24 protein-coding genes and 1 pseudogene are annotated in these 26,708 nt (G+C 72.8%); 14 read left to right on the top strand and 11 right to left on the bottom strand.

The window, feature by feature from the left end; all coding sequences use genetic code 11:
- Positions 1-150: 150 nt before the first annotated feature.
- Positions 151-747 (bottom strand): hypothetical protein, encoded by a 597-nt coding sequence (locus tag AB0D74_RS35355; protein ID WP_362596025.1) that lies wholly within the window; start codon positions 745-747, stop codon positions 151-153.
- Positions 748-827: 80 nt separating this feature from the next.
- On the opposite strand from AB0D74_RS35355, the gene AB0D74_RS35350 reads away from it, so the two are divergent.
- The 3 genes from AB0D74_RS35350 to AB0D74_RS35340 all read left to right on the top strand — a co-directional run bounded on the left by AB0D74_RS35350 (position 828) and on the right by AB0D74_RS35340 (position 2,915).
- On the top strand, positions 828-1,907 hold the full coding sequence (locus tag AB0D74_RS35350) for a sialidase family protein (RefSeq protein ID WP_362596023.1): 1,080 nt from the start codon (positions 828-830) through the stop codon (positions 1,905-1,907).
- A 37-nt stretch (positions 1,908-1,944) separates the two neighbouring features.
- Positions 1,945-2,670, top strand: coding sequence for an NADPH-dependent F420 reductase (gene npdG / locus AB0D74_RS35345; protein ID WP_362596021.1), 726 nt, complete (start codon positions 1,945-1,947; stop codon positions 2,668-2,670).
- Between the two features lie 62 nt (positions 2,671-2,732).
- Positions 2,733-2,915, top strand: a complete 183-nt coding sequence (locus AB0D74_RS35340; RefSeq protein ID WP_362596019.1) for a hypothetical protein — start codon at positions 2,733-2,735, stop codon at positions 2,913-2,915.
- Here AB0D74_RS35340 and AB0D74_RS35335 read toward each other — a convergent pair whose 3' ends face one another.
- Genes AB0D74_RS35335 through AB0D74_RS35325 form a run of 3 tightly spaced genes read right to left on the bottom strand, consistent with a single transcriptional unit; the run spans position 2,916 to position 6,589 of the window.
- Entirely contained in the window at positions 2,916-3,587 is a 672-nt protein-coding gene (locus AB0D74_RS35335) for a PhzF family phenazine biosynthesis protein (RefSeq protein WP_362596017.1), read from the bottom strand. It abuts the gene before it with no gap.
- A gap of 24 nt (positions 3,588-3,611) precedes the next feature.
- Complete coding sequence (locus AB0D74_RS35330; RefSeq protein WP_362596015.1) at positions 3,612-5,114, bottom strand: HtaA domain-containing protein; 1,503 nt, start codon at positions 5,112-5,114, stop codon at positions 3,612-3,614.
- A gap of 38 nt (positions 5,115-5,152) precedes the next feature.
- Positions 5,153-6,589 carry an HtaA domain-containing protein gene (locus AB0D74_RS35325; protein WP_362596013.1) on the bottom strand — a complete coding sequence of 479 codons (1,437 nt, stop codon included), beginning with the start codon at positions 6,587-6,589 and terminating at the stop codon, positions 5,153-5,155.
- Between the two features lie 122 nt (positions 6,590-6,711).
- On the opposite strand from AB0D74_RS35325, the gene AB0D74_RS35320 reads away from it, so the two are divergent.
- The 7 genes from AB0D74_RS35320 (at position 6,712) to AB0D74_RS35290 (ending at position 14,554) form a co-directional block, all read left to right on the top strand.
- On the top strand, positions 6,712-7,707 hold the full coding sequence (locus AB0D74_RS35320) for an ABC transporter substrate-binding protein (RefSeq protein WP_362596011.1): 996 nt from the start codon (positions 6,712-6,714) through the stop codon (positions 7,705-7,707).
- 32 nt (positions 7,708-7,739) lie between these two features.
- Positions 7,740-8,774 (top strand): iron ABC transporter permease, encoded by a 1,035-nt coding sequence (locus tag AB0D74_RS35315; RefSeq protein WP_362596009.1) that lies wholly within the window; start codon positions 7,740-7,742, stop codon positions 8,772-8,774.
- A gap of 568 nt (positions 8,775-9,342) precedes the next feature.
- The gene (locus AB0D74_RS35310) at positions 9,343-10,164 is read left to right on the top strand and encodes a heme ABC transporter ATP-binding protein (protein WP_362596007.1); all 822 of its coding nucleotides are present in this window, start codon (positions 9,343-9,345) and stop codon (positions 10,162-10,164) included.
- 162 nt (positions 10,165-10,326) lie between these two features.
- Positions 10,327-11,463, top strand: coding sequence for an iron uptake system protein EfeO (gene efeO / locus AB0D74_RS35305; protein WP_362596005.1), 1,137 nt, complete (start codon positions 10,327-10,329; stop codon positions 11,461-11,463).
- 9 nt (positions 11,464-11,472) lie between these two features.
- A complete protein-coding gene (efeB, locus tag AB0D74_RS35300; RefSeq protein ID WP_362596003.1) occupies positions 11,473-12,708 on the top strand; it encodes an iron uptake transporter deferrochelatase/peroxidase subunit in 1,236 nt (411 codons plus the stop codon).
- Positions 12,709-12,711: 3 nt separating this feature from the next.
- Positions 12,712-13,605 carry an iron uptake transporter permease EfeU gene (efeU, locus tag AB0D74_RS35295; protein ID WP_362596001.1) on the top strand — a complete coding sequence of 298 codons (894 nt, stop codon included), beginning with the start codon at positions 12,712-12,714 and terminating at the stop codon, positions 13,603-13,605.
- Positions 13,606-13,639: 34 nt separating this feature from the next.
- Positions 13,640-14,554: a hypothetical protein gene (locus AB0D74_RS35290; RefSeq protein ID WP_362595999.1), complete on the top strand. Its 915-nt coding sequence runs from the start codon at positions 13,640-13,642 to the stop codon at positions 14,552-14,554.
- A 101-nt stretch (positions 14,555-14,655) separates the two neighbouring features.
- On the opposite strand, the gene AB0D74_RS35285 is transcribed toward AB0D74_RS35290, so the two are convergent.
- The 4 genes from AB0D74_RS35285 to AB0D74_RS35270 form a co-directional block, all read right to left on the bottom strand.
- Entirely contained in the window at positions 14,656-15,402 is a 747-nt protein-coding gene (locus AB0D74_RS35285) for a bifunctional DNA primase/polymerase (protein ID WP_362595997.1), read from the bottom strand.
- An 81-nt stretch (positions 15,403-15,483) separates the two neighbouring features.
- Positions 15,484-16,479 carry a small ribosomal subunit Rsm22 family protein gene (locus AB0D74_RS35280; protein ID WP_362595995.1) on the bottom strand — a complete coding sequence of 332 codons (996 nt, stop codon included), beginning with the start codon at positions 16,477-16,479 and terminating at the stop codon, positions 15,484-15,486.
- On the bottom strand, positions 16,476-17,669 hold the full coding sequence (locus AB0D74_RS35275; RefSeq protein WP_362595993.1) for a serine hydrolase domain-containing protein: 1,194 nt from the start codon (positions 17,667-17,669) through the stop codon (positions 16,476-16,478). The genes AB0D74_RS35280 and AB0D74_RS35275 overlap by 4 nt, the downstream gene beginning before the upstream one ends.
- Complete coding sequence (locus AB0D74_RS35270) at positions 17,609-19,027, bottom strand: multidrug effflux MFS transporter (RefSeq protein ID WP_362595991.1); 1,419 nt, start codon at positions 19,025-19,027, stop codon at positions 17,609-17,611. The genes AB0D74_RS35275 and AB0D74_RS35270 overlap by 61 nt, the downstream gene beginning before the upstream one ends.
- A gap of 123 nt (positions 19,028-19,150) precedes the next feature.
- On the opposite strand from AB0D74_RS35270, the gene AB0D74_RS35265 reads away from it, so the two are divergent.
- Positions 19,151-20,149: a Gfo/Idh/MocA family oxidoreductase gene (locus tag AB0D74_RS35265; RefSeq protein ID WP_362595989.1), complete on the top strand. Its 999-nt coding sequence runs from the start codon at positions 19,151-19,153 to the stop codon at positions 20,147-20,149.
- A 160-nt stretch (positions 20,150-20,309) separates the two neighbouring features.
- The gene (locus AB0D74_RS35260; RefSeq protein ID WP_362595987.1) at positions 20,310-21,068 is read left to right on the top strand and encodes an SDR family oxidoreductase; all 759 of its coding nucleotides are present in this window, start codon (positions 20,310-20,312) and stop codon (positions 21,066-21,068) included.
- A gap of 240 nt (positions 21,069-21,308) precedes the next feature.
- Here AB0D74_RS35260 and AB0D74_RS35255 read toward each other — a convergent pair whose 3' ends face one another.
- Positions 21,309-22,589, bottom strand: a complete 1,281-nt coding sequence (locus AB0D74_RS35255; protein ID WP_362595985.1) for a serine hydrolase — start codon at positions 22,587-22,589, stop codon at positions 21,309-21,311.
- A 200-nt stretch (positions 22,590-22,789) separates the two neighbouring features.
- Here AB0D74_RS35255 and AB0D74_RS35250 point away from each other — a divergent pair, with 200 nt between their 5' ends.
- Together AB0D74_RS35250 and AB0D74_RS35245 are read left to right on the top strand one after the other, a co-directional pair.
- The gene (locus AB0D74_RS35250) at positions 22,790-24,268 is read left to right on the top strand and encodes an ABC transporter permease (RefSeq protein ID WP_362595983.1); all 1,479 of its coding nucleotides are present in this window, start codon (positions 22,790-22,792) and stop codon (positions 24,266-24,268) included.
- Positions 24,269-24,381: 113 nt separating this feature from the next.
- A pseudogene (locus tag AB0D74_RS35245) lies at positions 24,382-25,062 on the top strand (ABC transporter ATP-binding protein); the annotation flags it as partial.
- 181 nt (positions 25,063-25,243) lie between these two features.
- On the opposite strand, the gene AB0D74_RS35240 reads toward AB0D74_RS35245, so the two are convergent.
- Complete coding sequence (locus AB0D74_RS35240) at positions 25,244-26,230, bottom strand: aldo/keto reductase (protein ID WP_362595981.1); 987 nt, start codon at positions 26,228-26,230, stop codon at positions 25,244-25,246.
- Positions 26,231-26,293: 63 nt separating this feature from the next.
- Complete coding sequence (locus tag AB0D74_RS35235; RefSeq protein WP_362595979.1) at positions 26,294-26,620, bottom strand: nuclear transport factor 2 family protein; 327 nt, start codon at positions 26,618-26,620, stop codon at positions 26,294-26,296.
- Positions 26,621-26,708 lie beyond the last annotated feature (88 nt).

Raw genomic sequence — 26,708 nt, 5'->3', positions numbered from 1 at the left:
CTTCAGGGCGCGTCGGTGCAGCGCCCCTTCAGGGGCGCGGGGAACTGCGCGAGCAACCACTACGCGCCCGCAGCCGAGGTCTCACAGGGGCGCCCCGTCAGGGGCGCGGGGAACTGCGCGAGCGGCCACCGCGGGCCCGCGGTCGAGGGCTCACCAGGGGGTTGGGGGCGGGGCCGTCACCGTCTCTGCCAGGCGGGTGAGGCGGTCGCGGAAGCGGCGGCGTCCCCGTGGGGAGGGGCCGTTCTCGCCGGCTGCCGCGCTGACCAGGTGCTGGACCGTGTCCAGGTCCAGTTCCGCGGCCTCGGGGACGGTGAGGGTCTCGTGGGCCATGGCGGTGAGCGCGTCGTCGGTGGTGGCGAGGGTCAGGACCGTCACCCCGGCGCGGCGGGCCGTGTGGACCCGTTCCAGGAGGGGTTCGGCGTCGCCCGGCGCCACCACGAGCAGCGTCTCGCCCCGGCGGGCCGCCTCGATGCGGCCGGGGCCGACCGCGAGGTGCGCGGGGTCGGTGGGGCGGGCGTCGTGCCGTACGAGGGTCGGTGCCAGTTCCGGCGTACCCGACCACGCCGCCTCGTCGACGAGGTGCGCGGCGAGGTGCCACGGCTCGTACTCCGGCGTGCCGAGCAGGAGCAGCCCGCCCCCGTGGGTCACCACCGACCCCCGCAGCGCGCCCGCGAATCTCCGGGTCGCGGTCAACCACTCGGTCCCGGCGAGCACTTCGCGCAACAACGCGACCCGTACGGCGTCCATGCCTCCGCATACTGCCGCAATCGGACACTCGTGACATGGAGTTCACCCCGAATTCGCCCGGCCCGGGGAGGAGGCGGCCCATGAGTGACGTAGAAGCAAGCATTCCCTTTCGCGCGGGCAAAGAGGGCTACGCCAGTTTCCGGATCCCGGCGGTGGTGGTCTCCCGGGCGGGCACCGTGCTCGCCTTCTGCGAGGGGAGAGTCAACTCCGCGGCCGACTACGGGCACATCGACATCGTGGTGAAGAGGTCGAGCGACGGCGGCCGTACCTGGGGGCCGCTCCGGGTCGCCGCGAGCAACGGGACCGACCTCGCCGGGAACCCGGCGCCCGTCGTCCTCGACACCGGTCGCATCCTGCTCGTGCACGTCCGCAGCGCCGCCTCCGCCACCGAGGACGCCATCCTGCGCGGGCAGGTGTCCGATGCCGACGGGCGGCGGGTGTGGGTGCAGCACAGCGACGACGACGGGGTGACCTGGTCCGCGCCGGCCGAGATCACCAAGTCCGTGAAGATGACCGGGTGGCGGTGGTACGCCACCACGCCCGGGCACGCGATCCAGTTGCGTTCGGGACGGGTCGTCGTGGCCGCCAACCACACCCTGCCGCCCACCGGGACGGACACCGGCACCGAGGGGAAGTACAACAGCGGGCACTGCCTGCTCAGCGACGACCACGGGGCGACCTGGTACCTCGGCTACCTCGACGAGAACACCGACGGCTATATCAACGTCAACGAGACCACCGCCGCCGAACTGCCCGACGGGCGCGTCTACTTCAACACGCGCAACGATTCCCCGTCGCCCGGGAACAGGGCCGACGCCCACTCCGCGGACGGCGGGCGCACCCTCGTGAAGCCCTTCCGGCCGCAGGCCGGGCTCACCGCCCCGGTCTGCCAGGCGAGCGTGCTCCAACTCCGCGATCCCGACGTGCTGCTGTACTCCGGGCCGGGCGATCCGGCGACCCGCGCCCTGATGACGATCCGTGCCTCTGCCGACGGCGGGATCACCTGGCGGCCGGCGTACCCGGTCGACGGACTGCCCGCCGCCTACTCCGACCTGGCCCGGATCGACGCGGCCACCGTCGGGCTGCTGTACGAGACGGGCGACTTCAGCGCGTACACGACGATCACGTTCCGCCGGGTGCCCGTGAACCGTCTCACCTGACCGGGTGCGGCCGTCGGCCCGGACGTAGAGTCGGCCCATGACCTCTACCGACAGTGCACAGCAGCCGGCGGCCGACAAGGCTCCCGCCCCCGCCAAGGATCCCTGGGACCTGCCCGACGTCTCCGGTCTGGTCGTGGGTGTGCTCGGCGGCACCGGCCCGCAGGGCAAGGGCCTCGCCTACCGGCTGGCCCGGGCCGGCCAGAAGGTGATCATCGGTTCGCGGGCCGCCGAGCGGGCGCAGGCCGCCGCCGACGAGCTCGGGCACGGTGTCGAGGGCGCCGACAACGCCGAGTGCGCGCGCCGCAGCGACCTCGTGATCGTCGCCGTGCCGTGGGACGGGCACGGCAAGACGCTGGAGTCGCTGCGCGAGGAGCTGGCCGGGAAGATCGTCGTGGACTGCGTCAACCCGCTCGGCTTCGACAAGAAGGGCGCCTACGCGCTCAAGCCGGAGGAGGGCAGCGCGACTGAGCAGGCCGCGGCGCTGCTGCCGGACTCGCGGGTCACGGCCGCCTTCCACCACCTCTCCGCGGTGCTGCTCCAGGACCCGGAGATCGCGGAGATCGACACCGACGTGATGGTGCTCGGCGAGGTGCGGGCCGACGTCGAGATCGTGCAGGCGCTGGCCGGGCGGATCCCCGGGATGCGCGGCGTCTTCGCGGGGCGGCTGCGCAACGCCCACCAGGTGGAGTCCCTGGTCGCGAACCTGATCTCGGTCAACCGCCGCTACAAGGCACACGCCGGGCTCCGGGTCACGGACGTCTGAGCGGATGGGGGACACTGGTGGCTGCCGGCAGTGTCCCCCCTCGTCATGAGAAAGCGACCCCTATGCCCCGCCTCGCCCTGTACGCCCTGACCGTCTGCGTCCTCGCGGTCGTCGCCGCCGTCGTCTCCTTCGTCCAGGGCAGCTGGCCGATCGGCGTGGTCTGGGTGCTGCTGACGGGTCTGTCGTCCAACATGACCTGGTACTACCTGCGGCGCGGGCGCGCGGACAAGTCGGTCACCGGCTGATCACCAGCCGGGCCGCGGCTGCTTCTCCTCGCCCTCCAGCAGGACCCGCCCGCCGATCTCGACCCAGCCGTACGGCTGCGGCGCGGTCAGGATCTGCGAACCCCGGCCCTGGGTGATGTTCAGGGCCCGGCCCAGCTCCGCGGTCAGCAGCAGGGCGGCGGCCCCGGTCGCCTCGTCCTCGTCGATGCCGTCGCCGCGGCCGGGGAAGGCGCGGGCACGGACCCGCCCGGCCGACTCGTCCTCCCACGCCCAGGCGTACAGCCACTCCCCCGGCGGCGGCACCGGCAGGGCGTCGACCTCGGCGGCGGTGGCGTACCGGCGCAGGGTGCGCGGCGGGGCCCACTCCGGGAGCGCCTCGATCCAGCTGAACTCCCCGTCCAGCCGGGCGCCGACCACCCCGGCTGGGGTGACCAGTTCGGGCACGTCCAGCAACCAGGCCGTGCCGACGCAGGGGTGCCCGGCGAACGGCAGGCGCAGGGTGGGGGTGTAGATGTCGACGACCCCGCGCTCGGGGTCGTCCACGAACACGGTCTCGCTGAACCCGAGCTTGGCCGCCAGTGCCTGCCGGTCCTCCCGGTCGGGCAGCACGGAGCCGTCCCGGACGACCCCCAGCTCGTTGCCGTAGCCGCCGTTCGCCGCGCAGAAGACACGCAGCACGTCGTAATCAGTCACAGCGGCATTGAAGCACCCGCGGCGTCACCCCTCGGTACGGCGCCTGCGCATCGCGTACACGACACCCGCGCCCGCGGCCACGGTGACGGCGGCGGCCGTGCCGACGGCGGTGGCCGGGAAGGCCGAGCCGGTGGCGGCCAGGGCACCCGTGTCGCCCGTGCCGCCCGTCGTGGAGGCGACGGCACCGCCGCTCGCCGCATCGGCGGTGTCCGAGGCGGTGGCGGTCGGGGTGCCGGTCGACCCGTCGTCGCCGGAGGGGAGCTGCGCGTCGTCGGTCAGGGCGACGGAGAGGCCGAGCGGGTCGAGTGCGGTGCCCGCGGGGTAGTAGCCGCTGAACGCCTTCGCGCCGGCCTCGGTGAGGGTGGCGGTGACGTCGTCCAGGGTGATGACGTCGTCCGTGGGAGTCAGGGCGGTGGACGCGGCCTTCAGGTCGGCCAGCTCGACGTTCTTCGTCGTGGTGCCGAGGCTCGTCACGTCGGCGGTGAGTTCGCCCTTGCCGTCGTCGAGGGTGGCGCGGAGGTTGCCGAGGGTGAGGTCGAGGCCGTACGTGCCGTTGCTCTCGTGGCCCTTGAAGGTGACGGCGCCCTCGAAGGCGGCGGCGAGGGTGCCGGCGTCGGTGTCGTAGTCGCCGGTGGCGTCGCCGAAGGTGAAGGCGCCGTTGCCCGCGGCCTGGGTCGCGCCGCCGGAGACGGTGATCTTCCCTTGCGCCACGCTGCCGACGACGTAGGTACGGAAGGACTCCTTCACGCCCCAGGTGAGGGTGCCGTCGGCTATGTCGCCTTCGGCGGGGGTCTCGTCCGAGGCGGAGGCGGAGGCGGAGGCGGAGGGAGAGGCAGAGGCAGAGGGCGAGGTGGAGGCAGAAGAGGAGGTGGAGGGGCTGGTCGTGGACGAGGCGGACGGCGAGGTCGGGGGCGCGGACGGGCTCGCGCTCTGTGACGTCGAGCCGGAGGGCGACGGGGACTGCGACCCGGTCGTCCTCTGGGCGACCGTGAGCGGGTCGCCGGCCGCGCCCTCGTAGCCCGCGCTGCCGAAGACGTCGGCTGCCTGGCGGGTGAGGGTGGTCGTCATATCCGTCATCTCGCGGGTGACGGTGACCGTCGCGAGCGGGACGTCGTCCGTGGTGGTGCCGTCCTTCGTCACGTCCGCGGTGATCTCGGCGGCCCCGCTGTCGAACTTCACGTCGGACAGCGTGAGATCGAAGCCGTGCAGCTGGGAGACGATGCGGAGGCTGCCCTGGAAGGCGAGGCCCACGGTGTGCGCGTCGGAGTCGTAACTGCCGGTGCCCTGCGGGAAGGTGAAGGCGCCGTTGCCTTCGGCCTGGGTCGCGCCGCCCGCCGCGGTGAAGGTGCCGGCCGCGTAGGTGGTGACGTAGGTGCGGTACGACTGCTTGATGCCCCAGGTCAACTCGTAGCCGCTGAGCGGGACTTCGGCGGCCGTCGCGGTGGTGGCGGCGGTGAGCGCACCGGCGCCCAGGGTGACCGCGACGGCGGCGGCGAGGGCGAGCTTTCTGGTCGTGCTGGCAGGCATGGGGCTCCTTGTGGGTGTATCGGTGGTTGTGGGGGGGGTCAGTCCTCGTCGGCGGGGGCGGCGGGGCCGGCCGCCGGGCGGGTACGGCGCCTGCGGACGGCGGTCGCGAGAAGTGCGGCGGCGGTCAGCAGGGCACCCGCGGCGAGGGCGCGGGGCAGGACGGGGGTGCCGTCGCCGTCGGAGGCGGCGGTGTCGCTCGCCGCCGGCCGCGCCGGGGCGGTGTCCGGGGCCGGGGTCGGTGACGACGGCTCCGGGGCGCCGGCGGCGCTGCCCAGGTCGGGCAGGGCGGGCAGGGTGGCGTCGGCGGTGGTGGCGACGGCGAGGGAGACCGGGTCCATGGCGGTGCCGGCCCGGTACATCCCGGCGAAGGCCTCGGCGCCGCGGGCGGTGAGCTTCGCCGGGGCCTCGGTGATCTCGGCGAGCCCCTTCCGCACGGTGAAGTCCTCGGCGGCGAAGGTGACCAGGGGGACCTTGTCGCCGGTGAAGGCGCCGCCGTCGACGTCGGCGTAGAGGGTGCCGCTGCCGTCCTCGACGGTGGCCCGGACCGCGCTCAGCGTCAGGTCGAGCCCGTGGTCGCCGGTGAAGCGGACGGCGCCCGCGAAGCTCGCCGTCAACGCGCCGTTCCGGTACGTCCCTTCGCCCTTCGGGAAGCGGAAGAGGGCGCCGCCGTCCTCGGCTCCGCCGGTCAGCGTCCACCGGCCGCGGGCGATGTCACCGGTGACGTACTCGCGGAAGGTACGGCGCACACCCCAGTCGACGGCGCCGTCCGCGAGGGCGCCGGTCTTCGGCGCGGCCTTCGAAGTGGCCTTGCCGGTGGCCGACCTGCTCGGGGCGGGGGTCGGAGTCGGGGTCGTCGCGGGCTCGACGTCCGCCGCCAGGCTCACCGGGTCCAGGGCGGTGCCGGCCGTGTAGTAGCCGGCGAAGGACTTCGCGCCCTGGGCGGTGAGGGTGGCGGGCACGTCGTTCAGGACGACCGCGGTGCCGGCGCCCTTCATGCCGACGCCGCCGAGGGCGAGGGAGGCGAAGGGCACCTGCGTGGACGTCGTGACCGTCCCGGTGCCCTTCGCCTTGCCGGTGACGTCCAGGTAGAGCGTGCCGGCCGAGCCGGAGATGCGGACGGTGGGGCGGCTGAGGGTGAGGTCCAGCTGATAGCCGCCGTCGGTGTCCCGGTGGCCGACGAAGTGCACCCCGCCGGCGAAGGACGCGGTGAACGCGCCGGTGTCGCCGTCGTAGGTGCCGGTCGCCGAGGGGAAGCGGAACCGGCTGCTGCCCACGGTCGCCGCACCGCCCGTCAGGGAGTAACTCCCCTTCGCGATCGGGCCGGTGACGTAGCTCTGGAAGGACGACCTCACCCCCCAGTCGAGTCGGCCGCCCTGCACGGTACGGCTCGTGGCGTGGGCGGTGGCCGTCGGGAGCAGGGCCCCGAGAACCACCGCGCACACCACGGTGACCAGGGCACGAAGGCGTGCGGGCATGGGAGGTCCTCCGGAGACGACGGCCGGTAGCAAAGTAAGGTAAGGCTAACCTAAGCTTCACGCCAGGCCGTCACCACGGCCACCGGCGACCCGAGAGAAACGGACGGACGACCGTGCGACGCTTGCGCACCCGACTGACGGGAGCCCTGGTCCCGTTGCTCGCCCTCGCCCTCACGGCGACCGCCTGCGGGGGCTCACCGCCGGCCACGGCGGCGAAGCCGCCGGCCACCGACGCCGACCGGGTCGAGCCGCTCTCCGGCACGCCGTCGCCGGAGCTCCCGGTCACCGTCGCGTCCGCCGACGGCCGGAAGGTGACGGTCCGCCAGGCCCGGCGGATCGTGCCGCTCTCCGGCAGCCTCAGCGAGATCGTGTTCACGCTCGGGCTGGGCGACCGGGTCGTCGCCCGGGACATCACCGCGACGTTCCGGCAGGCGGCGAAGCTGCCCGTGGTCACCCGCAACCACGACGTCTCCGCGGAGGGTGTGCTCTCCCTCAAGCCGGACCTGGTGCTCGCCGAGACGACCACCGGGCCCGAGGAGGCGATGGACCAGATCCGCGAGGCCGGTGTCCCCGTGCTGCTGGTCCGGCCCGCCCAGGGGCTCGACGACGTCGGCCCGCGCATCGCCGCGGTGGCCGGCGCGCTGGGCGTCCCGGCGGCGGGGAAGAAGCTGACGCGGCGGACGGAGGGCCGTATCGCCGCCGTACGCAAGGGAGTTCCGCACGAGCGGACGAAGCCGCGGGTCGCTTTCCTCTACCTGCGCGGCTCGGCCTCCGTGTACCTGATCGGCGGGAAGGGGTCCGGGGCCACCTCGCTGCTGGAGGCCGCCGGGGCCGTGGACGCCGGGGTCGAGTCCGGGCTGACGAAGGACTTCACCGCCATCACCGCCGAGGCGCTCGTGAAGGCGGCGCCGGACGCGATTCTCGTCATGACCGGGGGACTCGAGTCGGTGGGCGGCATCGACGGACTCGTGAAGATCCCGGGGGTCGCGCAGACGCCGGCCGGGATGGACCGGCGGGTGGTGTCGGTGGAGGACGGGGTGCTGCTCGGCTACGGGCCGCGCACGGACCGGGTGCTGAAGTCCGTGGTGGGGCAGCTGTACGGGGCTGACGCGAGGTGAGCGGGGACGGAGGCGGGCGGAAGCGGGCGCGGATGCGGAGGCCGGGTGCCGCGTGGCTGCTGACGCTGGGGCTGGTGGCGGCGCTGGCCATGCTGGTGCCGGTGGCGGCGGGGCTCGGCGCGTATCCCGTTCCCACCGGGGACGTGCTCGGTTCGGCCCTGCACCGCGCCGGGCTCGGCGGTACGGCCCTCGGCCGGGTGCCCGAGTCCGTCCTCTGGGACGTCCGCTTCCCGCGGATCGAGCTGGCGCTGCTCGTCGGGGCGTCGCTGGGGTGCGCGGGGGCGTTGATGCAGGGCGTGTTCGGCAATCCGCTCGCCGAGCCGGGGGTCATCGGCGTCTCCTCCGGGGCGGCGGTGGGGGCGGTCGCCGTGATCGCCCTCGGGCTCGACTTCCTCGGCACCTGGACGGTGTCGGTCTTCGCGTTCGCGGCGGGGCTGGTGACGGCGCTGCTGGTGTACGTGGTGTCGCGGTCCGGCGGCCGTACGGAAGTGGTGACGCTGATCCTGACCGGCATCGCGGTGAACGCGTTCGCGGGGGCGCTGATCGGGCTGTTCCTCTTCTTCGCGGACACGGCGGCCGTCAACCAGATCACGTTCTGGCAGCTGGGCAGCCTGTCCCAGGCGACCTGGCCGAAGGTGCTCGCGGTCCTGCCGTGCGCTGCGCTGGGGCTCGCCCTGGCCCCGTTCCACGCCCGCCGTCTCGACCTCCTCTCCCTCGGCGAACGCCAGGCCCGCCATCTGGGTGTCGACGTCGAACGCCTGCGGCTCACGCTGGTCCTGGTCATCGCCCTGCTCACGGCGGCGGCGGTGAGCGTGTCGGGGATCATCGGCTTCGTGGGCCTGGTCGTGCCGCACGTCCTGCGGATGGCGGCGGGGCCGGGGCACCGGTTCCTCATCCCGGGCAGCGCACTCCTCGGAGCGGCGACCCTGCTCTCCGCCGACCTCGCCGCCCGCACGCTGGCCGCCCCGGCGGAACTCCCCCTCGGCGTCCTCACCGCCCTGCTCGGCAGCCCGTTCTTCTTCTGGCTCCTCCGCAGAACCCGACGCCGACAAGGAGGCTGGACATAACCACGCCACCCAAACCCCTCGCCGTCACCAGTGCCGGCCGACCGCCGACCGCGGCACCATCGTGGCCACTCGCGCAGTTCCCCGCGCCCCTGACGGGGCACTGCCGCCGCACCCTTCGACGCAGCCCGAACCCCCTGACCGAACGCCAGATTCGCACCCCCGCTCACTCTCTTCCGCCGCAACGGCGCCACACCCCCACGGCGCACACCGGCGGTGCCGAGCCCCCCGCGCAGGTCGCGCCGTCACGGTGCCGGTTCATCGCCGGGCGCGGCGACGTCGTGGCCGATCGCGCAGTTTCCCGCGCCCCTGACGGGGCGCTGCCGCCCGAACCCCCTGGCCGGACGCCACCGTCGGTCCCCTCGCCACATTCGCACCGCCGCTCACTCTCTTCCGCCGCAACGGCGCCACACCACCACGGCGCATATCGGCGGCGCCGGGCGCGGCGACGTCGTGGGCGGTCGCGCAGTTCCCCGCGTCCCTGGCGGGGCGCACAGCCCGAACCCTCTGGCCGGATGCCGCAATCGTGGTGGCGGATCGGCTTCAGCGCATTGATGGGAGAACGCCGCGTATGAGACTCCTGCGATCTCGTTCTGCTCCGCCTCGTGTACCGGGTGTCGGGGAAGTCGTTGCCGAGGCTGAGGGGGTGCATGTGGGGCTCGGTGGAGGGTGGGTGCTTGGTGGGGTCGATGTCGTCGCTCGGGCCGGGGAGGTGCTGGTGCTTGTCGGGCCCAACGGGGCCGGGAAGTCGACGCTGTTGGCCGCTCTCGCGGGGGATGTGGCGGTCGGGCGCGGGGTGGTGCGGGTCTTCGGGCAGGAGGTGTCGGCGTGGTCGGCCGGGGAGTTGGCGCTGCGGCGGGCCGTTCTGCCGCAGGCGGCCGGGGTGTCGTTTCCGTTCTCGGTCGAGGACGTCGTGCGAATGGGGCGGGCGCCGTACGCGGGAGTCGATCCCGGCGAGGACGACGGGATCGTCGCCGAGGCGATGGCGGCCACCGAGGTGACCCCTTTCGCCGGGCGGGCGTTCTCCGCGCTCAGCGGCGGCGAGCAGGCACGGGTCGCGCTCGCCCGGGTGCTGGCGCAACGCGCACCCCTGCTGCTGCTCGACGAGCCGACCGCCGCCCTCGACCTCAAGCACCAGGAGTTGGTGCTGCGGCTCTGCCGGGACAGGGCGCACGCCGGTGACGCGGTGGTCGTGGTGCTGCACGACCTCTCCCTCGCCGCCGCGTACGCGCACCGCGTCGCGATCCTGTGCGCCGGTCGTGTCGCCGCCGACGGCCCGCCCGCCGAGGTTTTCGAGGAGCGGTTGCTGTCGGAGGTCTACGACCAGCCGGTGGACGTGTTTCCCCATCCGCGGACGGGAGTTGCCGTCGTCGGACCGAAACGCCTCACTTGACCATCCCTTTGCGATCTCTTGGCGTTCGTTTTGAGCCGTCGATATCAAGCCGTGTCTGTGATCTTTCTGTGCCTGGTCAATCACCACCCGCCCGGGTATGAGTGAGGTAAGCCTCAGGTAAGTTAGGCCAGCCTCACCACACCATCCCCGCTTGGAGCCTGCATGCGTGCCGTCCGACTCACCGTCACCGCCGCCGCCACCGTGGCCGCCCTGACCGCCCTCTCGGCCTGCACGGCGAAGAGCGACGCCAAGGGCGACGACGCGATCAAGGTCACCGCCGCCGACGCCAAGTGCGAGACGTCGACCAAGTCGGTCCCGGCGGGACACGTCACGCTCGCCATCGAGAACACGGGATCGAAGGCCACCGAGGTCGAGATCCTCTTCCCGGACGACCGGATCGTCTCCGAGAAGGAGAACATCGGGCCGGGGACGAAGTACACGCTCACCGCCGAGGTGAAGGCGGGATCGTACGAAATAGCCTGCCGGCCGGGGATGAAGGGGCACGGCGTGCGGCAGAAGCTGACCGTCACCGGCTCCGGCACCGTCGCCAAGCGCAACCCGACGCTCGACAAGGCCGTCGCCGACTACCGCGAGTACGCCCAGGAGCAGGCCGACGCGACGATCCCGAAGGTGCAGACGTTCGCCGACGCCATCCAGGCCGGCGACCTCGAAGCCGCCAAGAAGGCCTACGCGCCCTCCCGCGTCGGCTGGGAGCGCACGGAGCCGATCGCCGAGTCCTTCGGTGACATCGACCCGAAGACCGACACCCGTGCCGACGGCCTGGAGGAGGGCCAGAAGTGGACCGGCTGGCACGCGCTGGAGAAGGCGCTGTGGCAGGACAAGAAGATCGGCGCCGAGCAGAAGACCCTCGCCGCCCAGCTGGTCACGGACCTGAAGGACTGGCAGAAGCGGGTCGGCAAGGCCGAGATCACCCCGACCTCCATGGCCAACGGCGCCAAGGAGCTCCTCGACGAGGTCGCCACCGGCAAGGTCACCGGCGAGGAGGACCGCTACTCGCACACCGACCTCAGCGACTTCAAGGCCAACGTCGAGGGCGCGCAGAAGGCGTACGAACTGCTCAAGCCGGTCGCGCAGAAGAACGACGCGGCGCTCACCACGGAACTGGACAAGCAGTTCGCCGCGCTGGACACGCTGCTCGACAAGTACCGCACGACCGCCACCTCGGACGGCTTCGTGTCGTACGACAAGGTCACCAAGGCCCAGCAGAAGGAGCTGTCCGACGCGGTCAACGCCCTCGCGGAGCCGCTGTCCAAGCTCGCCGCGACCGTGGTCAAGTAGGGGCGGGACATGAGTGACACAGCGAATCCGTCGCGTCGGGCGGTCATCGGCTGGGGCGGGGCCGGGCTCGCGCTCGGCGCCGCCGTGGCCGGCGGCGCGGTGGCCGCTGCCGAGTCCGGCGGCGGCGACGCCGAACCCACCACCACGGCCGTCGCGTTCCACGGCGCCCACCAGGCCGGCATCGCCACCCCCGTCCAGGACCGGCTGCACTTCGCCGCGTTCGACGTGAAGACCGACGACCGGGCCGAGTTCGTGCAGTTGCTCAAGGACTGGACGGCCGCGGCCCGGCGGATGACCGCGGGCAGGGCCGTCGGCGAGGGCGCGTACGGCGGGCTCGCCGAGGCGCCACCGGACGACACCGGCGAGGCCCTCGGGCTCGAACCGTCCCGGTTGACGCTGACGATCGGCTTCGGGCCGTCCTTCTTCGAGCGGTTCGGGCTTGACCACCAGCGGCCCGCCGCACTCGTCGACCTGCCGAAGTTCCCCGGGGACAACCTCGACGCGTCCCGCACCGGCGGCGACCTCTGCGTCCAGGCCTGTGCCGACGATCCGCAGGTCGCCGTGCACGCCATCCGCAACCTCGCCCGGATCGGCTTCGGCAAGGTCGCCGTCCGCTGGTCCCAACTCGGCTTCGGGAAGACCTCGTCCACGACCCCGGACGCCCAGACCCCCCGCAACCTCATGGGGTTCAAGGACGGCACCCGCAACATCGCGGGGACCGAGACCGACCGGCTGAAGAAGTTCGTGTGGGCGGCCGACGGGGACGGATCCGACTGGATGACCGGTGGGTCGTACCTCGTCGCCCGGCGCATCCGCATGAACATCGAGACCTGGGACCGGACTTCGCTCCAGGAACAGGAGGACGTGTTCGGGCGGGACAAGGGCGAGGGCGCCCCGGTCGGCAAAGCCAAGGAACACGACGAGCCGTTCCTGAAGGCCATGAAGCCCGACGCCCACGTGCGCCTCGCGCACCCCGACTCCAACGGCGGGATCACCATCCTGCGCCGGGGCTACTCGTTCACGGACGGCACCGACGGTCTCGGGCGGCTCGACGCAGGGCTGTTCTTCCTGGCCTACATGCGTGACGTGCGCGAGGGATTCATCCCGCTGCAGCGCAGGCTGTCCGCGTCCGACGCGCTCAACGAGTACATCCAGCACGTGGGTTCGGCGGTCTTCGCGGTCCCGCCCGGCGTCCGCGACAAGGACGACTGGTGGGGCCGGACGCTGTTCTCCGAAGGGGCGTGAGCCATGTTCTCCAACTACCTGATCGGGCTGCGGGAAGGCCTTGAGGCCTCCCTCGTCGTCTGCATCCTCATCGCCTACCTGGTCAAGACCGGGCGCACGGACGCCCTGAAGCCGATCTGGGCCGGCATCGCAGTGGCGGTGCTGATCGCCATGGGCTTCGGGTGCGCGCTCGAATTCGGTTCCCAGGAGCTGACGTTCCAGGCGCAGGAGGCGCTCGGCGGGTCCCTGTCCATCGTCGCCGTCGGCCTGGTGACGTGGATGGTGTTCTGGATGCGGCGCACCGCCCGGCACCTGAAGTCGGAGCTGCACGGCAAGCTGGACGCGGCCCTCGCGATGGGCACGGGTGCGCTGGTCGCCACCGCCTTCCTCGCCGTGGGCCGCGAGGGCCTGGAGACCGCCCTGTTCGTGTGGGCGTCGGTGCACGCGGCGAGCGACGGCACCCCGCGCCCGCTGGTCGGCGTGGCGCTGGGCCTGGCCACCGCGGTCCTCCTCGGCTGGCTGTTCTACCGGGGCGCGCTGCGGATCAACCTCGCCAAGTTCTTCACCTGGACCGGCGGCATGCTGGTCGTGGTCGCGGCGGGCGTGCTGGCGTACGGCTTCCACGACCTCCAGGAGGCCGACTGGATCCCGGGGTTGACCAACCAGGCCTTCGACATCAGCGGCACCGTTCCGCCGGACAGCTGGTACGGCACCCTCCTCAAGGGCGTGTTCAACTTCCAGCCGGACCCGACCGTGCTCCAGGTCACGGTGTGGCTGCTGTACCTGGTCCCGACACTCGCGTTCTTCTTCGCCCCGGTAGGGTTCGGCTCCGGGAAGGGGAAGGTGAAGGCACCTGATGACGCACCTGACGACCAGGGGTCGCGGCCCTCTACGGCTCCGCAGGCTCCGCAGGCGTGATCGGAACGCGCTCATAGCGGTCACGCTGGCCGCCATGTCGCTGACGGCGAGCGGTTGCGTGGTGGTGCACGGGGAGCGCGAGGTACTCCCCAGCACCACCCGCGCCGAGGCCGCCAAGGCGCTCCGGCAGTTCACGGACGCCTACAACAAGGCCGACAAGGCCTACGACGGCTCCCTGGACGCGGACTACACGACCGGCGCCCTCGCCGACATCGACTCCGCGCGCCTGAAGGCCGGGCACGTCAACAGCCCGGCCGGCAACTCCGCCCACTCGGCGCTGGAGTTCGACGACGTCACGTACACCATCCCGAAGAAGGCCGGCTGGCCGCGCTGGTTCGTCGCCGACGCGCACGGCAACAAGGGCGGCGACGAACGCTGGCTGCTGGTCTTCACCCGCAACGGCCTCTCCCAGCCGTTCCAGGTGGCCTACCTGACGCTGGTCGCGCCCGACGACGTACCGAAGTTCACCACCGACAAGGACGGCTGGGCCGAGGACGTACCGGCGAACAGCGCCCGGCTCGCCGTCTCTCCCGGCGACCTGAGCCGGGACTACGCCACGTACCTGAAGAGCGGCGGCACCGTCTTCGCGGACGGCGTGCACACCAGCGGCTGGCGCGCCGACCGCAAGAAGTCCACCAAGCCGGGCCTGGCCACCCAGTACATCGACGAGCCGCTCACCGCCGGCGACTACGCGCCGCTCGCGCTGCGCACCGCCGACGGCGGGGCGGCGGTGTTCTTCACCACCCGCTACTACGCCAAGGAGACGGCGGCCACGGGCACCTCCGTGCCCACACCGAACCTCAGCGTCAAGGCCCTCACCAAGGGCGAGATCAAGCAGTCCCTGACGATGCAGTTCGTCTCCAACCAGATCGCCCTGGACCCACCGGGCACCGGCAAGATCTCCATCCTCGGCCGCATCCAGGGCCTGACCTCGGCACAGGGTTCCTAACATCAGGTCCCGCGCCCCGAAGGGGCGCGGGGAACTGCGCGCCCAGCCCCCACCCCGCCGCACCCGACCGACGACCGGACCCGGCACAACCCGCGGAGCGCTCAGTGCCGCAGCGGCCAGCCCGCCCCCACCTGGTCGGCCTCCTCACCCGCGTACCGCGCGCACGCGTCCGTGAGGATCTCCAGCAGGCTCAGCGGATCGGGCAGCGCATGCTCGGGCCCGCGTACCCACCGCACCCGCCGGTCACCGTCGCCGCCGGGCAGCCGGGCGGGCGGAACGAGGACGTAGGAGCCCCGGCAGTGCCAGCGCAGCCCCGGGTGCTCGTCCATGGTCTCGGGACGGCAGTCCAGCTCGCAGGGCCACCACTCGTCCTCGTCCTCGGGGGTGCCGCGGGTGAGGGTGAAGAAGAGGAGGCGGCCGTCGTCGCTCCCGGCGACCGGGCCGACCTCGACACCGCTCGCGAGCAGCCGCTCCAGCGCCTCCTGCCCGGCCTCCAGGGGCACGTCCAGGACGTCGTGGGTCATACCGGTCGCGGTGATGAAGTTGGCCTGCGGCTGGTGCCGGGCCCAGCGCTCGATCTGGGCGCGGTCGGTGGTGGACTGGGTCTGCCACGCGAACGACACCGGGTGCCGGGCCGGGGTGGGGCAGCCGACGCGGTCGCAGGAGCAGCCGTAGCCGGGGGCGGGGTGGGCGGCGGGGGCCAGCGGAAGGCCCGCCTCGGCGGCGGCGAGCAGCAGGGCCGCGCGGCCCGGGTCCTCGGCGGTGACCGCCTGCTTCGGGCGGCGACCCCGGAGCCACTGGGAGAGTCTGCCCTGCCGGCCGCTCGGGCCGCCGAACGTCGCGCTCATCTATCGCCTCGCCTCGCTGTGGTCCGGACAGGATGCCTTATGGTCCCGTCTGGGCGTGAAGCGGGGGGTACGAGACCTGGGTCACCCGGGCGGCCACGGGTCGCCCCAGTCTGCGTCGCGGGCCGCCTTGTACAGGTCGCCGTGGCGCTTGGTGACCGTGGTGCGGCGTAGTTGTTCGTCGGTCTCGCAGAGGTCGAGCAGGACCTGGCCCTTGCGGATCTGGGGGCGGCGGACCACCCGGGCCGGTGCCGGGGCGGGCGGGAAGCGGGTGGCGGCCACGTAGCTGAACTTCTCGTCCTCGTAGGGCAGCGAGCCGCCCTTGACCTGGCGGTGCAGGGAGGAGCGGCTGACCCGGGCGGAGAAGTGGCACCAGTCCGTGCCGGGGACGATCGGGCAGGCGGCGCTGTGCGGGCAGGGGGCGGCGACGTGGAGGCCGTCGGCGGTGAGGCGGTCGCGGGCCTCGATGATCCGGGCGTAGCCGGCGGGGGTGCCGGCCTCGACGATGACGACGGCCTGCGCGGCGGCCACGGCGGCGTCGACGAGGGCGGCGCGGCCGGCCTCGTCGAGCTCGTTGAGGACGTACGACACCGTGACGAGATCAGTGCTCTCGATGGTGAGCGCCGCTCCGATCCGAGAGCGCTGCCACTTGGCGTCCCGCAGGGCCGGGTTCGCGGCGGCGATCTCCCGGCCGAGGGCCAGCGCCGGCTCGGCCCAGTCGAGGACCGTCACCGGCCGGACGCCCTCCCAGGTGTCGGTCACCGCCCAGGTCGCGGCGCCCGTCCCGCCGCCGACGTCCACATGGCTGCCCGGCGCCCACCCCTCCGGCACCGCGTCGGCGAACGCCGCGAGCGCGGACCGTACCGCCTCGAAGGTCGCCGGCATCCGGTACGCCGCGTACGCCACCACGTCCGCCCGGTCCCGCAGGATCGGCGCGTCGGTCGGGGTGGCCCCGCGGTAGGTGGCGATCAGCCGCTCGACGGCCGAGGCGGCCTGCTTCGGGGGCAGGCCGTCGAGCAGGTCGGAGAGCGTGGCGCGGAGCCGGTCGGCCGGTGGGACGGGCTGGGTGGGGTGGTTCACCCGGCGATTGTATGGACAGCCCGGGCGAGGCGGGTCGCCGCGGCGGCCCGGGGTGCGCTGTCGCCGGGGCGGCGGCGCGGGTGCACGGTGTTGGCCAGCAGGACGAGGAAAGTGTCCGTCGCCCGGTCCAGGACCAGGCTGGTCCCGGTGAACCCGGTGTGGCCCGCGGCTCCCTGTCCCGCCAGTTCGCCCATGAACCACGGCTGGTCCACCAGGAAGCCCAGTCCTGGCGGAGCCAGCAGCAGGTCCACGAAGTCGGGGCCGAGGATGCGCGCCGGGCCGTACGCGCCGCCCGCGAGCAGGGCCCGGCAGAAGATCGCCAGGTCCCGGCCGGTGGAGAAGAGGCCGGCGTGCCCGGCCACCCCGCCCAGCGCCCAGGCGTTCTCGTCGTGCACGACGCCCCGCAGCATCCCCCGGTCCGCCTTGGCCCAGGGCCGCCGCTGGTCCTCGGTGGCCGCCGCCCCGGGGCAGGGTCCGAAGTCGGTGGCGGTCATGCCGAGCGGCCGGGTGATGCCGTCGCGGACCAGGACGTCGAGGGGGCGGCCGGTGATCCGCTCCAGGACGTGCTGGAGGAGGAGCAGGTTGAGGTCGGAGTAGCGGTAGGCGCCGGGGGCGCTGGTCGGGGCCTCCGCGCGGAGCAGGTCGAGGCGGGCGGTGTCGTCGGGGCAGTCGTAGAGCGGGAGTTCGGGGCGCAGTCCCGAGGTGTGGGTGAGGAGCTGGCGGACGGTGACGCGGTGCGCGGCGACCCCGTGGAAGTCGGGGAGGTAGGCGCCGACACGGGCGTCGATGCCGAGGGTGCCGCGCTCCAGCTGCTGCACGGCGGCGACCGCGGTGAACAGTTTGGTGAGGGAGGCGACGTCGAAGGGGGTGTCGACGGTCGCCGGGACCCGCGCGGCGCGCAGCAGCTCGACACCGGCGTCGGTCTCGGGATCGTACGCGGACCAGCGCACGGCCCAGCCGGACGCCACCTGTACGGCGATCACGGGGCCGCGTCCGGCGACCACCACGGCGCCTGCCGCCCAGGGCCGCGCGCCGGTGGTGAGGTCGTGCACTTCGCGGACGAGGTGCCTGAGTTCCGCGGGGTCGAGCCCGGCCCGTTCGGGTGTCTCGACGCGCAGTCTCGGTGCGCTCAGCTCCCTGCTCCCTCCGTCCTCGCACGGGTGTTCCCACGTGCTGCCCAGGGACGGCACATTCCCACGAAGCAGGCCAGTGCCACCAGTGCCCCCGCCAGTTGGACGATTGCCATGGGCACGGCGGTTCTCTCCCCGGCGATCCCGACCAGCGGCGAGGCGACCGCCCCGACGAGGAACGAGGAGGTCCCGAGCAGTGCCGACGCGGACCCGGCGGCGCTCCGGGTGCGCAGCAGGGCGAGGGACTGGGCGTTCGGGAGGGTGAGGCCCATCGCGGACATCAGGACGAAGAGGGCGGCGGCGACCGGGGCGAGCCCGACCGGGCCGAGGGCCCCGGTCGACATCAGCAGCAGGGCGGTCGCGGCGAGCACGGTGACGACCAGGCCCGCGCCCAGCACCTTGTCCAGGCTGACCCGGCCGACCAGCACCTTCCCGTTGACCTGCCCGGCGATCACCAGCCCGACCGAGTTGAGGCCGAAGAGGAGGGAGAAGGTCTGTGGGGAGGCGCCGTAGATCTCCTGGATGACGAACGGGGACGCGGCGATGTAGGCGAACAGGGCCGCGAAGGCGAAGCCGCCCGCGAGCATGTAGCCGGTGAAGGGCAGGTCGGCGAGGAGGGCGCGCATGGCGCGGACGGCGGAGGCCGCTCCCCCGGCGTGCCGGTCGGCCGGCGGCAGGGTCTCCGGGAGCCGCACCCACACCAGCGCGGCGAGCAGCGCCCCGACGACCGTGAGGACGACGAAGACGCCCCGCCAGTCCGTCACCCGCAGGATCTGCCCGCCGATGAGCGGGGCGACGATCGGGGCGACCCCGGAGACCAGCATCAGGGTGGAGAAGAAGCGGGCCATGGCGACCCCGTCGTAGAGGTCGCGTACGACGGCCCGCGCGATGACGATGCCGGCCGCGCCCGCGAGGCCCTGGGCGAGGCGGAAGGCGACCAGCGTCTCCACGTCCGGTGCGACGGCGCACAGGGCGGTGGCGACGACGTAGACGGCGAGTCCTGCCAGCAGCGGGCGGCGGCGCCCCCACCGGTCGCTCATCGGGCCGACGACCAGCTGGCCGAGGGCCATCCCGGCGAGGCAGGCGGTGAGGGTGAGCTGGACGGTCGCGGCGGGGGCGCCGAGGGAGCGGGTGACCTCCGGCAGGGACGGGAGGTACATGTCCATGGCCAGCGGGGGCGTCGCGGTGAGCCCGCCGAGGACCAGCACGAGGAGGAGGCCGGCGCGGCGGGAGGCGGCGGTGGGGCCCTGACGGCCGACGGGGCCGCGCGGTGCGGGTACGGCGGGTACGGCGGTGTCCCGGGCGCTGTGGGCGCCCCGGGCGCTGTGGGCGCTGTGGGCGTTGTGGGCGCTGTGGGCGCTGTGGGCGTTCGTGGTGTCCTGGGCGTCCGGTGTCGGCGGCGCCGGCTGCTCGGGCATGTGTCCCCCGTCTTCGTTGGTCTCGCGGTCCGGTCGGCTGTTGCCGGATCCCGACGGCCCCCGCATATGCTCTCAGCTCGTACAGACTGCCGGGAAACACGTGAGCGAGGGTGGGCGGCCGGGATGGGTGAGCAGAGCGTGCGGTGGGGGATCCTGGCGACGGGCGGGATCGCAGCCGCGTTCGCGGCGGACCTGGTGGATCTGCCGGACGCGGAGATCGCGGCGGTGGCCTCGCGGTCGGCGGAGTCTGCCGAGGCGTTCGCCGAGCGGTTCGGGATCGGCCGGGCGTACGGCGACTGGGAGTCGCTGGCCCGGGACGAGGACATCGATGTCGTGTACGTCGCCACTCCGCACTCGGCGCACCGGGCCGCCGCCGGGCTGTGCCTGGAGGCGGGGCGGAACGTGCTGTGCGAGAAGGCGTTCACGGTCAACGGGCGCGAGGCCGGGGAACTCGTCGCGCTGGCGAAGGAGCACGACCGCTTCCTGATGGAGGCGATGTGGACGTACTGCAACCCGCTGGTGCGACGGCTGACGGCGCTGGTCGCGGACGGGGCGGTCGGCGAGGTGCGGACCGTGCAGGCGGACTTCGGCCTGGAGGGCCCGTTCCCGCCGGCCCACCGGCTGCGGGACCCGGCGCTGGGCGGGGGCGCGCTGCTGGACCTGGGCGTGTACCCGGTGTCGTTCGCGCACCTGCTGCTCGGCGAGCCGGACGGGATGTCGGCGCGAGCGGTGCTCTCGGACGAGGGCGTCGATCTCCAGACGGGTGCACTGCTCTCCTGGGAGAGCGGCGCTCTCGCCATGGTGCACTGCTCCATCGTCGGCGGCACCGGCACCAGCGCCTCGATCACCGGTTCACAGGGCCGGATCGACATCCCGGACGGCTTCTTCCACCCCGAGCGCTTCGTCCTGCACCGCGACGGCCGCGACCCGGAGGAGTTCGCCATGGACCCGGCCGACGGCCCCCGCAACACCCTCCGCCACGAGGCCCGCGAGGTCATGCGCGCCCTGCGCGCCGGCGAGAAGGAATCCCCCCTCGTCCCCCTCGACGGCACCCTCGCCGTCATGCGCACCCTGGACACCCTCAGGGACCAGATCGGCGTCCGCTACCCGGGCGAGGCGTAAAAGCGCCCCACTCCGAACACACCCCACTCTGAACACGCCCCGCACCGAGGCGCCCCGTAAGGGGCGCGGGGAACTGCGCGACCAGCCCCCACCCAGCCGCAGACAACCCGACGGCCTGGATGACGCGGCCCTCCCAGCGGAGCGCCTACGCTGCGACCCCATGGATGACAGGCAATCGAAGATCGCGGTGGTCACCGGAGCCGGCTCCGGCGTCGGCCGGGCGGTGACCGTGGAACTGCTGCGCACCGGCTGGTCGGTGGCGCTGGCAGGACGGCGCGCCGGACGGCTGGAGGAGACGGCGGCCCTGGCGCCCGAGGGCGCTTCCGTCGCCGTACGGACCGACGTCTCCCAACCCGACGACGTGACCGCGCTGTTCGCCGCGGCCGTGGACCGGTTCGGGCGGGTGGACCTGCTGTTCAACAACGCGGGGACGTTCGGCCCGGGCGGGGTCGCCGTGGAGGACCTGCCCTACGAGGCGTGGCGGCACGTGGTGGACACGAACCTCAACGGGGCGTTCCTGTGCGCGCAGGCGGCGTTCCGGCAGATGAAGGAGCAGGAGCCGCAGGGCGGGCGGATCATCAACAACGGCTCCGTCTCGGCGCACACGCCCCGCCCGCACTCCGCCGCCTATACGGCGACCAAGCACGCGCTGACGGGGCTGACCAAGTCCCTGTCCCTGGACGGGCGGCCGTACGGCATCGCGGTCGGGCAGATCGACATCGGCAACGCGGCGACGGACATGACGGCCCGGATGGAGACCGGCGCACTGCAGGCGAACGGGGAGATCGCCCCGGAACCGGTGATGGACGTGGCGGACGTGGCACGGACCGTGCGGCACATGGCCGAGCTGCCGCTGGCGGCGAACGTGCAGTTCGCGACGGTGCTGGCGACGGCGATGCCGTACGTGGGCCGGGGCTGAACCGCCGTTCAGTCGGACAATCCACAACCTGCACAAGCGGAATGTCGACGTCCGCGGTATCGCGGCCGGTAACGGGCCTATGCTCAACTCTCCTCCACCAGAACTTCACAGTTGAGGCTCTGGCATTCCGCCGACCACACCGAGGGGGGAGGCGGCAGCCGTTCCACCGGACCGGGGTGGGGGTGGGCCCGCGAGGGACCGCGGGTACGCACCGGTGGGTGGGGCGGCTGCCGCGTGACGTCAGCCCGCGGCCGTGCCGCCCGGGTCGGCCGGTGCGGCACCCGAGTCGGGACCGGCCGCGACTCCGGAACCGCTTCCGGAACCGGCGCCGGCCTCGGAACCGGCCCCCGCACCTGCTGCCGCACCAGCCGCCCGCCGACGCCGACGCAGGGCCCACGCCCCCGCGCCCAGCAGCGCGAAGGTCACCGCCCCGCCCTCCGCGATCCGCCACGGCGACGGCCCCGAGGAGCCCGAACCGCCCGCCGCCCCGGTCCCGGCCGCCCCCGCGGCCCCCTTGCCCTTCGACGCCGACGGACTCGCGCTCGCCCCGCCCTCGCTCAGCGGATCGACCAGCGTGCCCACGGAGTCCGCCGAACTCCCCTTCCCGAAGCCCCAGTCGAGCAGCGCGGCGGTCTGCTCGTACACGGCGTTGGTGCCGGGGTCCGGGTGCATCACGGTGACCAGCAGGGTGCGGCCGTCACGGGTGGCACCGCCGGTGAAGGTGTTGCCGGCGTGACTGGTGTAGCCGTTCTTGACGCCGAACAGGCCCTTGTAGACGTCCAGGCCCCAGGCGCCGGTGAGCAGGCGGTCGGTGTTCTGGATCTGGAAGGTCTTCTTGCCGCCCGCCGGGAAGTCGGCGGTCCGCGTCCCGCAGTAGCCGCGGAAGTCGTCGTCCTTCAGCCCGTGCCGGGCGAAGAGGGTCAGGTCGTACGCCGACGACAGCTGGCCCGGGTGGTCGAAGCCGTCGGGGCTGACCACATGGGTGTCGAGGGCCTGCAGGTCGGCCGCCCTGGCCTGCATCTCGGCGACGGTCTTCGCGATCCCGCCGTTCATGTGGGAGAGGACGTGCACGGCGTCGTTGCCGGAGCGCAGGAAGACGCCCTGCCACAGCTGCTCGACGGTGTAGGTGAGGCCGGGCTTGATGCCGACCAGGCTGGAGCCGGACGGGACGTCGGAGATGTCGGAGTCCTTGACCTTGTAGCGCTCGGTCCGCTCGAACTTCTTCAGCACGGTGTCCGCGAACAGCATCTTCAGGGTGGAGGCCGGTGCCAGCCGCCGGTGCGCGTTGTACGAGGCGAGGATCCGACCGCTGTCGCAGTCGGCGAGCAGCCAGGCGCGGGCGGTGATCTTCTTCGGCAGGCCGGTGGCCCCCCGTACCTGTACGCCTCCCCGGGCCAGCCGCTCGCCGCCGATGACGGTGGCGGCGGTGGCCGCGGTGGCGGGGGCCGCCGCGGACAGGGGGAGGGCGGCGGTCGTCAGTCCGAGGGCGGCACGCCGGGTCAGCCGAGAGGAATCGCGCATCCCGGGACCGTACACCGCATCCAACAGGGCTTTGCCAGGAGGACCCCCTGTCCGGCATATGAATTTGCTGTCTTATGAAAGTTTGCTAAGACATCCCGGTTTCTCAGCTCTGACACATCTTTTACCCAGGGCGGCTCAAAGGTTTCTCCCTAACTTGAGCCAGCGCCCACAGCGGGCGCCAAGAACCTTCGAGGAACGGGATGTTTGGCATCTATCTCAAGCGCGAGCTGGGCCGCAGAAAGAAGGCGGCCCTGGTCATCGCACTGGGTCTGGCGCTCGGAATCGCCCTCGTCATCACGGTCAACTCGGTGTCGGCCGGCATGACCCAGGCGCAGGACAAGGTCCTCAAGTCGCTGTACGGCCTCGGGACCGACATGACGGTCACCAAGGCCCGTACGGCCCCGACCTCGGGCAGCTCCGGCGGCCCGAACTTCAAGTTCGACGCCAAGTCCAGCAGCAGCTCCACGCAGAGTTCGGACCGGGTGCAGACACAGGGCGGTCAGGCCCTGAAGTCGTCCCTGGTGACCAAGGTCGCCGGCCAGAAGGGCGTGGAGAGCGCGGTCGGAGCGCTCTCCCTCAACGTCACCAAGGTCGACGGGTCCTTCACCCAGGGCAAGGCGAAGTCCTCCACCACCAGCGGCAGCAGCAGCAACAGCGGCGGCCAGGGGCAGCCGGGCGGCGGAAGCAGCAGCAGCTCGGGCGGTGCGCCGCAGGTCCAGGGCGGCGGCGCCAACTTCAACGTCAACAGCTACTCCGTGGCCGGCGTCGACGTGGCCCACCAGGGCCTCGGCCCGCTGTCCACCATGAAGGTCACCTCGGGCAAGACCTTCACCTCCGCGCAGACCAGCGCCAAGGTCGCCCTGGTCAGCAAGTCGTACGCCAAGGAGAAGAAGTACAAGGTCGGCTCGACCTTCAAGATCTCCGGCACCAAGTTCACCGTCATCGGGATCGCGACCCCGGACAGCAGCGAGTCCGACACCGACGTCTTCGTGCCGCTGAAGGTCGCGCAGACCATCGGCGACGCCAAGAACCAGGTCACCACGATCTACGTCAAGGCGACCGACTCCAAGCAGATCTCCACCGTGAAGAAGGAGATCACCGCCAACATCTCCGGTACGACGGTCACCACCTCCGCCGACCTGGCGTCCACCGTCTCCGGTTCCCTCTCCACCGCCTCCAGCCTCGCGACCAGCGTCGGCAAGTGGCTGTCGATCGCGGTCCTCGCGGCGGCCTTCCTGGTGGCGGCCCTGCTGACCTCCTCCGCCGTCTCCCGGCGCGTCCGTGAGTTCGGCACCCTGAAGGCGCTCGGCTGGCCGTCCCGCAACGTCACCCGCCAGGTGGTCGGCGAGTCCATCGTGAACGGCCTGATCGGCGGCGCCCTCGGCATCGCCCTCGGCGTCGGCGCGGCCTACGCGGTCACCGCGATCAGCCCGAAGCTCACCGCCCAGCTGGGCAGCTCCAGCGGCGGCGGTGGCATGGGCGGCGGCCCGGGCGGCGGCGGTCCCGGCCAGCAGGCCTCCCAGAACACCATGGAGATCGCGCTGTCCGCGCCGGTCTCCCTGACCACCATCGCCCTGGCGGTCGGCCTCGCGGTCACCGGCGGTCTGATCGCGGGCGCGATGGGCGGCTGGCGTGCCTCCCGGATGCGCCCGGCGGACGCCCTGCGCAGCGTCTCGTAGCCCTCGCCCCCGAGCCGGGGCGCCGCCTCCACTCCCCCCGGGACGCGGCGCCCCACCCCTTACGCCCCTACGCCCTCACGCCCGTCGCGGCGAAGCACCCAGTGGAGAACCCCATGTACAGACTCACCGGAGTCACCAAGCGCTACACGCGGGGCAAGGAGACGGTCGAGGCGCTGCGCGGCATCGACCTGACCATCGAGGACGGCGACCAGCTCGTCATCCAGGGCCCGACCGGCGGCGGCAAGTCGACCCTGCTCCAGATGATCGGCGGCCTGGACCGCCCGACCGAGGGCAGCGTCCTGCTGGACGACATCGACCTCGCCAAGGTCGGCGAGACCAAGCTCACCCGGCTGCGCGCGGAGAAGATCGGGATCATCTTCCAGTCGTTCAACCTGATCCCGACGCTCACCGCGCAGGAGAACGTCGAGACGGCCCTCGTCCCGCTCGGCGTCAAGCCGGCCGAGCGCCGGGAGCGGGCCGCCGAGGCCCTGGCCTCGGTCGGTCTCGGCGACCGCCTGCGCCACGCCCCCTCCGAACTGTCCGGCGGCCAGCAGCAGCGCGTCGCGATCGCCCGCGCGCTGGTGAAGAAGCCGAAGGTGCTGCTCGCCGACGAGCCGACCGGCAACCTCGACGAGGGCACCCGGGACGACATCATGGCCCTCCTCGAAGGCCTGTGGCACGAGTACGGGCTGACCTTCATCATGGTCACCCACGACTCCTCCATCGCCCGCCGCGCCCCGCGCCTGGCCACCATCAAGGCCGGCCAGATCACCCTCACCGAGCAGGGCGGCGGGCAGCGGTTCGCACAGCAGGGGGCGGCCGGACACGGACAGCAGCAGGCGGCGGCGTACGGCGGGCAGCAGGCGGCGTTCGGCGCCCCGCAGCCCCAGGGCCACGACCAGCAGCCGTACGTGCAGCAGCAGTACGGCGGCGGCCAGGGCTACTGACCGGGGTCAGTGAGCGGCGCGGGGCCGCTCACCGCCCGAGGAGCCGGTCGATCTCGGCCAGCTGCCCGGCGGTGAGCGGCCCCTTCGCGATCGCGCCGGCGTTCTGCTCGGCCTGGGCGACCGACCGGAAGCCGGGGATCGGGACCGTGCGCGGGCTGCGGGCCCAGATCCAGCCGAGGGCGCCCTGGGCGAGGGTCCGCCCGTCGCTGGTGAGGATCTCGCGCAGGGCCTCGATCCGCTCGACCCACGCGGGGTCGGCCCCGTCGCCGTCCCCGAACCCGGGCAGCCAGGCCGGGGGCCTGCTGCGGATGTCGCCGGCCGCTGCCCCGGCCCGCCGCCCGCCGAGCAACCCCATGGCGAGCGGGCTGCGGTTGATGGCGGCGAGGTCCAACTTCTCCGCCAGTTCGAGGAGTTGCGGTGCGTCCTGGAGCACGTTCAGGGTGTGCTGGACGGTCGCGCAGTGCGGTCCCTCGGCGAAGACGGCGGCGCGGGTGGGGTCGTCGGTGCTCCAGCCGTAGGCCCGGATCAGCCCCTCCCCCACCAACTCCTCGCAGACGTCCCGGAGTTCGGCGGCCCGGGCCGGGTCGGCGTCGGACAGGTGCAGCTGGTAGAGGTCCACGTGGTCGGTGCCGAGGCGGCGCAGGGAGGCGGTGAGGGCGCGGCGCACATGGGCCGGGGAGTCGTCCTGCCCGGTGAGCGTCCGGCTCTCCTCGTCGAAGACGTTGCCCCACTTGGTGGCCACGACGACCTCGTCCCGGCGCCTGCCGAGGGCGCGGCCGAGGAGCCGCTCGCTGTGTCCCGCGCCGTAGGTGTCGGCGGTGTCGAAGAAGGTGACGCCGAGGTCGAGGGCCCGGTGGACCGCCCGTACGGACTCCTCGTCGTCGACCCTTCCCCAGCCGAGCGGCTGCCCGGTGGCGTCCTGCCACTCGCCGCCGATGGCCCAGCAGCCGAAGCCGAGCCCGCTGACCCGGATGCCGGAACGGCCCAGGGTCCTGGTGGTGCTGTCGGTTTCCATGCCCCAGACGGTAGGAGTTGGAGCGCACCCGAGGACAAGCCGTTTCGCGGTCTGTTTCTCCTGCTACGCCTGCCCGGTCTCGAAGCGGGAGATGCGGCCGTCGTCGTCGATCGTGAAGTCCCAGCGGGTGACCATCTCGCCCCAGGTGTCGTTGCGGTAGTGGGCGAGCAGGGAACGGCCGCCGTTGGACTCGTTGTCGACGTCGATGTGACCGTTGGAGGAGAAGATCTCCCGGTCGATCCAGTCGTCGAGGTTCCGGTCGGAGCCGTCGTCCGCCATGGTCGCGTCCGGGGTGAGGAGTTCCACGAGGCGTTCGCGGTCGCTGGCGTTGACGGCGGTGACGAAGGCCCGGACGGCCGGGTCGCTGAGCTTGGCTGTCTTGATCGTCATGCCAGTCAGCGTCACATCGGTCCCGGCGGCCCGCCACCCGCCCGCCACCCGAACGGGCGCGCGGACGGGCCGACCGGGCGTGCTGGGT

The sequence above is a fragment of the Streptomyces sp. NPDC048278 genome (genome assembly GCF_040652195.1).
GTDB lineage: Bacteria > Actinomycetota > Actinomycetes > Streptomycetales > Streptomycetaceae > Streptomyces.
This window is presented reverse-complemented; position numbering and strand designations above follow the sequence as displayed.

Coding starts and splice junctions, on each gene's coding strand:
- AB0D74_RS35350 (WP_362596023.1), top strand. CDS start 828: ATGAGTGACGTAGAAGCAAGCATTCCCTTTCGCGCGGGCAAAGAGGGC.
- AB0D74_RS35310 (WP_362596007.1), top strand. CDS start 9,343: ATGAGACTCCTGCGATCTCGTTCTGCTCCGCCTCGTGTACCGGGTGTC.
- AB0D74_RS35250 (WP_362595983.1), top strand. CDS start 22,790: ATGTTTGGCATCTATCTCAAGCGCGAGCTGGGCCGCAGAAAGAAGGCG.
- AB0D74_RS35255 (WP_362595985.1), bottom strand. CDS start 22,589: ATGCGCGATTCCTCTCGGCTGACCCGGCGTGCCGCCCTCGGACTGACG.
- AB0D74_RS35260 (WP_362595987.1), top strand. CDS start 20,310: ATGGATGACAGGCAATCGAAGATCGCGGTGGTCACCGGAGCCGGCTCC.
- AB0D74_RS35270 (WP_362595991.1), bottom strand. CDS start 19,027: ATGCCCGAGCAGCCGGCGCCGCCGACACCGGACGCCCAGGACACCACG.
- AB0D74_RS35290 (WP_362595999.1), top strand. CDS start 13,640: ATGTCGCTGACGGCGAGCGGTTGCGTGGTGGTGCACGGGGAGCGCGAG.
- AB0D74_RS35340 (WP_362596019.1), top strand. CDS start 2,733: ATGCCCCGCCTCGCCCTGTACGCCCTGACCGTCTGCGTCCTCGCGGTC.
- AB0D74_RS35235 (WP_362595979.1), bottom strand. CDS start 26,620: ATGACGATCAAGACAGCCAAGCTCAGCGACCCGGCCGTCCGGGCCTTC.
- AB0D74_RS35265 (WP_362595989.1), top strand. CDS start 19,151: ATGGGTGAGCAGAGCGTGCGGTGGGGGATCCTGGCGACGGGCGGGATC.
- AB0D74_RS35315 (WP_362596009.1), top strand. CDS start 7,740: ATGCGGAGGCCGGGTGCCGCGTGGCTGCTGACGCTGGGGCTGGTGGCG.
- AB0D74_RS35285 (WP_362595997.1), bottom strand. CDS start 15,402: ATGAGCGCGACGTTCGGCGGCCCGAGCGGCCGGCAGGGCAGACTCTCC.
- efeU (WP_362596001.1), top strand. CDS start 12,712: ATGTTCTCCAACTACCTGATCGGGCTGCGGGAAGGCCTTGAGGCCTCC.
- AB0D74_RS35355 (WP_362596025.1), bottom strand. CDS start 747: ATGGACGCCGTACGGGTCGCGTTGTTGCGCGAAGTGCTCGCCGGGACC.
- efeO (WP_362596005.1), top strand. CDS start 10,327: ATGCGTGCCGTCCGACTCACCGTCACCGCCGCCGCCACCGTGGCCGCC.
- AB0D74_RS35325 (WP_362596013.1), bottom strand. CDS start 6,589: ATGCCCGCACGCCTTCGTGCCCTGGTCACCGTGGTGTGCGCGGTGGTT.
- efeB (WP_362596003.1), top strand. CDS start 11,473: ATGAGTGACACAGCGAATCCGTCGCGTCGGGCGGTCATCGGCTGGGGC.
- AB0D74_RS35240 (WP_362595981.1), bottom strand. CDS start 26,230: ATGGAAACCGACAGCACCACCAGGACCCTGGGCCGTTCCGGCATCCGG.
- AB0D74_RS35330 (WP_362596015.1), bottom strand. CDS start 5,114: ATGCCTGCCAGCACGACCAGAAAGCTCGCCCTCGCCGCCGCCGTCGCG.
- npdG (WP_362596021.1), top strand. CDS start 1,945: ATGACCTCTACCGACAGTGCACAGCAGCCGGCGGCCGACAAGGCTCCC.